Origin of the sequence: Pseudomonas sp., assembly GCF_049645325.1 — a bacterium.
Taxonomy (GTDB): domain Bacteria; phylum Pseudomonadota; class Gammaproteobacteria; order Pseudomonadales; family Pseudomonadaceae; genus Aquipseudomonas.
The window spans coordinates 1-5,818 of record NZ_JBARTQ010000026.1 but is presented as its reverse complement, the minus strand read 5'-3'; the positions used below and the strand labels follow the sequence as shown (position 1 = coordinate 5,818).

5 protein-coding genes are annotated in these 5,818 nt (G+C 62.2%); 4 read left to right on the top strand and 1 reads right to left on the bottom strand.

Going from position 1 to position 5,818, the window contains the following annotated elements:
• Positions 1–87: 87 nt before the first annotated feature.
• The 4 genes from WBB95_RS00855 to WBB95_RS00840 are packed head-to-tail and all read left to right on the top strand — an operon-like array spanning position 88 to position 3,315.
• Positions 88–903: a MetQ/NlpA family ABC transporter substrate-binding protein gene (locus tag WBB95_RS00855; protein WP_424485867.1), complete on the top strand. Its 816-nt coding sequence runs from the start codon at positions 88–90 to the stop codon at positions 901–903.
• The gene (locus tag WBB95_RS00850) at positions 900–2,015 is read left to right on the top strand and encodes a methionine ABC transporter ATP-binding protein (RefSeq protein ID WP_424485866.1); all 1,116 of its coding nucleotides are present in this window, start codon (positions 900–902) and stop codon (positions 2,013–2,015) included. Before WBB95_RS00855 ends, WBB95_RS00850 begins: the two co-directional genes overlap by 4 nt.
• A complete protein-coding gene (locus tag WBB95_RS00845) occupies positions 2,005–2,649 on the top strand; it encodes a methionine ABC transporter permease (RefSeq protein ID WP_038843591.1) in 645 nt (214 codons plus the stop codon). Before WBB95_RS00850 ends, WBB95_RS00845 begins: the two co-directional genes overlap by 11 nt.
• Positions 2,650–2,688: 39 nt before the next feature.
• Positions 2,689–3,315 (top strand): class I SAM-dependent methyltransferase, encoded by a 627-nt coding sequence (locus WBB95_RS00840; protein ID WP_424485865.1) that lies wholly within the window; start codon positions 2,689–2,691, stop codon positions 3,313–3,315.
• Between the two features lie 122 nt (positions 3,316–3,437).
• Here WBB95_RS00840 and WBB95_RS00835 read toward each other — a convergent pair whose 3' ends face one another.
• Entirely contained in the window at positions 3,438–5,639 is a 2,202-nt protein-coding gene (locus WBB95_RS00835) for a glycoside hydrolase (RefSeq protein ID WP_424485864.1), read from the bottom strand.
• Between the last annotated feature and the right edge of the window lie 179 nt (positions 5,640–5,818).

Genomic DNA, 5,818 nt, shown 5'->3' with positions numbered 1-5,818 from the left:
GACTGACACACCGCATTCGCGAGCAAGCCCGCTCCCACATTTGGATCCTCATTGCTCGCACCACTACCTTATGACTGGAAACCCACTATGAAAAAAATACGCCTCACCCACCCAGTCAAAGCACTGGCCCTGGCCTTCGGTTTATTCAGCTCGGCGGTGTTCGCCGCTGATGCGCCCCTCAAAATCGGCACCACCGCCGCCTTCGCCATTCCGTTGGAAGCGGCGGTGGCCGAGGCTGGCAAACAAGGCCTCAAGGTCGAGCTGGTGGAGTTCACCGACTGGATCGCCCCCAACGTCAGCCTGGCGGCGGGCGATATCGACGTGAACTACTTTCAGCACATCCCGTTCCTGGAAAACGCCAAGGCCGCCGCCGGCTTTGACCTGGTGCCGTACGCGCCGGGGATCATCAACAACGTCGGCCTGTATTCGAAGAAGTACAAAAGCCTCAACGACCTGCCCCAAGGCGCCAGCGTGGCGATTGCCAACGACCCGATCAACAGCGGTCGCGGCCTGCAGCTGCTGGCCAAGGCGGGTTTGATCACCCTCAAGCCAGGCGTGGGTTACAAGGCCACCGAAGAAGACATCGTTGCCAACCCGAAGAAGATCAAGATCCTGCAAGTCGAGGCCGTGCAACTGGTGCGCGCTTATGACGACGCCGACCTGGTGCAGGGCTACCCGGCCTACATCCGCCTGTCCAAGACCTTCGATGCCGAATCTGCACTGCTGTTCGACGGCCTTGATCACCCGGAATACGTGATCCAGTTTGTGATCCAGCCGAAAAGTAAAACCGACCCACGGGTGATCAAGTTCGTCGACATCTACCAGCACTCGCCGGTGGTGCGCGCGGCCTTGGACAAGTCCCTCGGCACGCTCTACCAAGTCGGCTGGGAAGATAAAAAATGACCGCTGCGAACACCCAACTGCGCGACCTGGGCCTGCCGCCCAGGGACGCCGAGCAGACCGAGCTGCACCCGGATTTGAACCGCGCACACGTGCGTTTTATCAACCTGGGCAAGACCTACGACGGCAACGTGCATGCCCTGCAAGGCATCGACCTGGCGATCCAGCGCGGTGAAGTGTTTGGCATCATCGGCCGCAGCGGTGCCGGCAAATCCTCGCTGATCCGCACCATCAACCGCCTGGAGCAACCGAGCAGCGGGCGCGTGCTGATCGATCAGGTCGACATCGGCGCCTTCGACGAAGACCGCCTGGTGGCGCTGCGTCGGCGCATCGGCATGATCTTTCAGCACTTCAATTTGATGTCGGCCAAGACCGTGTGGCAGAACGTCGAACTGCCGCTCAAAGTCGCTGGGGTGCCCAAGCCGCAACGCGAGCAAAAGGTGCGTGAACTGCTGGAGCTGGTGGGCTTGCAGGACAAGCACAAGGCGTATCCGGCGCAGCTTTCCGGCGGGCAAAAACAGCGCGTGGGCATCGCCCGTTCGCTGGTGCACGACCCCCAGATTTTGCTGTGCGACGAGGCCACCTCTGCCCTCGACCCGGAGACCACGCAATCGATCCTCGGCCTGCTGCGCGAAATCAACAAGCGTCTGGGCCTGACCATCGTCTTGATCACCCACGAAATGGCCGTGATCCGCGAAATATGCGACCGCGTGGTGGTGCTCGAACACGGGCGAATCGTCGAGCAAGGCCCGGTGTGGCAGGTGTTCGGCAACCCGCAACACGAGGTCAGCAAAACCCTGTTGGCGCCCTTGCAACATGGCTTGCCGCAAGAGCTGCAAAGCCGCCTGCAAGCGCTGCCGGCCTCGGCCGACGCGGCGGTGGTGCTACGGTTGCAGTTCACCGGCAACGCTGCCGATGAGCCAGACCTCGCCGCACTGTTCAGCGCCCTCGGCGGGCGCGTGCGGTTGCTGCAAGGCGGCGTGGAACGGATCCAGGGCCACGCCCTGGGGCAACTGTTGCTGGCGGTGAATAGCTCGCCTCACGACGCTGAAGACCTGTGCAAGCGCGCCGCGCGTTGGGCACACCACGTGGAGGTGCTGGGCTATGTGGTTTGATCGTTTATTGCAGGGCGCCATCGACACTTTGCTGATGGTCGGCGTGTCGTCATTGATCGCCTTGTTGGTGGGCATCCCGCTGGCGGTGTTCCTGGTCACCAGCGACAAGGGCGGCATCTACCAGGCACCGGCGCTGAACCGCGTGCTGGGGGCGTTCGTGAACCTGTTCCGCTCCATCCCGTTCCTGATTCTGATGGTCGCGCTGATCCCGTTCACCCGACTGATCGTCGGCACCACCTATGGCGTGTGGGCAGCCGTGGTGCCACTGACCATCGCCGCCACGCCGTTTTTTGCACGCATTGCCGAAGTCAGCCTGCGCGAAGTCGACCACGGCCTGATCGAAGCCGCCCAAGCCATGGGCTGCCGCCGCTGGCACATCATCTGGCACGTACTGCTGCCGGAAGCGCTGCCGGGAATCGTCGGCGGGTTCACCATCACCTTGGTGACGATGATCAACTCATCGGCCATGGCCGGCGCGATTGGCGCGGGGGGGTTGGGGGATATTGCGTACCGGTATGGGTATCAGCGGTTTGATACGCAGATCATGCTGACGGTGATTGTGCTGCTGGTGATGCTGGTGGCGGTGATTCAGTTGGGCGGGGATCGGTTGGCGCGGGTGCTCAACAAGAGGTGAGGTATAGTCGGGTCATCTCAGCACCCGGTATTGCTCGCCATGTCCCTCAAACCCGACGACCTCAACCAGATCACCTCCACCACCCTCGGCCACTACAACTCTGTCGCCGAGGACTTCCGTGAAGGCACGCGCGATCACGATGTGAGCCAGAACATCGATGCCTTGCTGCGGCATATTCAGGGTTCGGCACCCTTTACCGTGCTGGATTTCGGCTGTGGCCCGGGGCGGGATTTGCGCACGTTTACGCGCATGGGGCACGTCGCGGTTGGGCTGGATGGCTCGGAGCGGTTTGCGCAGATGGCGCGCGAGGACAGTGGCTGTGAGGTGTTGCAGCAGGACTTTCTGAAGCTGGATCTGCCCGTCGAGCGCTTTGACGGGGTGTTTGCCAATGCGGTGCTGTTTCATATTCCCAAGCAGGAATTGCCGCGTGTGCTCAAGCAGGTGCATGGCACGTTGAAGCCTGGCGGTGTGTTGTTCAGCTCCAACCCGAGGGGTGAAAACCAGGAGGGCTGGAATGGGCCGCGGTATGGGTCTTATCACGACCTTGAGGCGTGGCAGGCATTGCTGGCGGCGGCGGGGTTTGTGGAGTTGGAGCATTACTACCGGCCGGCGGGGTTGCCTCGGGAGCAGCAGCCCTGGTTGGCGAGTGTGTGGCGCAAGCTTTAGAACTGGGTTGCCTGGGCAGACGCTTTCGCGAGCAAGCCCGCTCCCACAGTTGACCGAGTTCCAAAATTGGAAAGCGATCAAATGTGGGAGCGGGCTTGCTCGCGAAGGTCTCTGCGGCGCGGTTATCGCACCTGATACACCACAGGTTCTGCCCCCGATACCAGCGCCGTCACACTGCGCGCCACATACCCTTCTTGCGCCTGAGCAGAAAAATTCGCCACCAACCGCGTGCCATCGGCGAACGTGGTCTCCTGCACTTGACGGTCCGCCGTCAGCCACCGAAAACCCGTCATCGCCTGCGTCGCCAAACGCTGATGCAGCGGCTTGAAAAACCGGTCCTGGCGCTGGATCACCGGCAGCCGTTGCTTAAGCGTCGCCGCACTCAGGTGATACAGGGGCGGCACGTTGTAGAGCAGTTGAGTCAGCTCATTCTGCGCCTGCACATTGCTCAGCTTCAGGCTGTCGAACAGCCAGTGGTGGGTGGTGATCACCGAGCCATGGAACACCGCCTGGTACAGCGGCAGGCGCATGGCCGGGTTGAAATACACCGTACGAAACGGCTCTTTCAACGGCACGGGTTTGAAGAACACTGCCGGTTGCTCCGGCGGGTACCAGTTGCCGACGTAGTTGGGCGACTGCTTGTCCTGGGTCATGGCGTGATCACCCCAACCAATCACCGGCGTCTGCATGCCGTGGGCAAACAGAATGCCCTGGGCGGTGATCGCGTTGCCGTCTTCGGAACCGGCGGGCAACTTGAGCACCGTGTTCAGCCAGCGAGACGCGTCGATATTGCCTTCGGCGTTTTGCGCCTGGGTCATGGGTGCGCCGTCGCGGTAGCTGTCAAAGACCATGCTGGTGGCGTAGGCGTCGAGGAACCAGGCATTGAACCCTGCCTTGGCCTGCACGGCCTTCACCCGGGCTTCCAGCAAGGGCCGTACGCAGCGCGGGTCGGTGTAGTGGCCGGATTGCTGGAAGCCGGTCTTGAGCGTGCCGTCCTTAAGCACAATCGCGCAGTCGCGGTAAGCGTTGCTGCCCAGGTGCGCGGTGGTCCAGTCCGGGTTTTCACTGGCCGATAACGCGGTTTCATAGGAGTCGTAGGGCGCCATCAGGTAGCCGGCGTCGACCCCGGCACGAATCGCCTCAGGGTGCCAGAGGCCGCCTTCCCAGCCTTCGCCCAGGGTCAGTAATAACCGCTGGAGCCCGGCATCCTGCAGGGACTTCAGGGTGTTTGCCGAGAGCGTGCTCCCCCAGGTTTCAGGGGTATCACTCAGGGCTCCGGCAAAGGCCACGGCCAGTTCACTGCGCAACTCGCCATAACGGGCAGCAAGGCGGGCCATATCGGGCTCATCCACTTGCCAACTCTGCCGGGCCTTTTTGTTGATGGCTGCGTTCAAGCCCCGCAACAGCACCGTCTGCTCATAGCGATTCAACGCAGTGGCCTGCGTGAGGATTTTCGCCGACTCCTTGTCCAGCAAGCCTTTGAGTTCATGGCCGCGCAGCAGCGTGACCAGCTTCGGCCAGTCACGCACATCCTGCAGCCCCAACAGGTCATTGCCCCACAGGTACACATGGCTGGCGCCCAGGAGCTTTTCGGCGCCGGGCGTCTGCCGCAGTTTGTCCGCCAAGGGTTCAAAACGGCCCTGTTCCACCAGCCACTGAAGATAGCGTTTGGCGCCTGCCAACGGGTCAGCGCCGCCCAGGTGCAGGCTCAGGGTCATGGGGGCGACAGGTTCAAGTCGGGTAAATTCATGGCTCAGGGAAAGCGCCAGGCCGTCACCGTCGGCGTGCCACTGCAAGCGGTTGTTGTAAGGGTTGGTCAGCATCCAGTTCAACGTGAAGCGGCCGTGATCCACGCCCCACAGCGGCAGGCTGAGGTCTTGCGTCGTATTGACCTCGCCCTGCTCCAGCAGAAACGCCTTCCACACCGGGTTATCGGCGGGTACGTAATGCCCCTCGGCCAAGGGCCAGATCAGGCCTTTCCCCATGGCCTGCGCGGGTTGGCGCAGCAGAGGCAGCTCACCCGGTTCGCGGGCGTGAAGGGTCAGGTAAAGGTCGCGCTGCTCAAGGCGGGCGGTCAGGTGATAAGCACCGTTATCCCATTGCCAGGCGGCCTGTTCGGCGCTGGTTTGCAGGTCGCTGACGGCATGCGCGGCCACACCGTTGGAGGCCTGCACCGAGGGTTCACCGGCCGGCGTGACGCGCAGCGCCAATGTGGCGGGGTCGAGTTCGACGCGCCATTGGGGGTTTTCCAACACGGTAGCGGCGAAGGTCAGGGGTGAGACAAGTGAAGCGCAGACCAGCAAGATATGACGCAGGCAGTTCATGGGGGTCGACCTGTGCGTGAGGGTGGCCGAGGGTAAAGCACTTGATGGCTTGGCAGAGGCACACAAGGTATTTCGGGAAGTTTCGTACACACCCTGCAGCCTGTGGGGATCCAAATGTGGGAGCTGGCTTGCCTGCGATAGCGTGAGATCAGTCACATTGCTATCGCAGGCAAGCCAGC

Coding starts and splice junctions, on each gene's coding strand:
- WBB95_RS00850 (WP_424485866.1), top strand. CDS start 900: ATGACCGCTGCGAACACCCAACTGCGCGACCTGGGCCTGCCGCCCAGG.
- WBB95_RS00835 (WP_424485864.1), bottom strand. CDS start 5,639: ATGAACTGCCTGCGTCATATCTTGCTGGTCTGCGCTTCACTTGTCTCA.
- WBB95_RS00855 (WP_424485867.1), top strand. CDS start 88: ATGAAAAAAATACGCCTCACCCACCCAGTCAAAGCACTGGCCCTGGCC.
- WBB95_RS00840 (WP_424485865.1), top strand. CDS start 2,689: ATGTCCCTCAAACCCGACGACCTCAACCAGATCACCTCCACCACCCTC.
- WBB95_RS00845 (WP_038843591.1), top strand. CDS start 2,005: ATGTGGTTTGATCGTTTATTGCAGGGCGCCATCGACACTTTGCTGATG.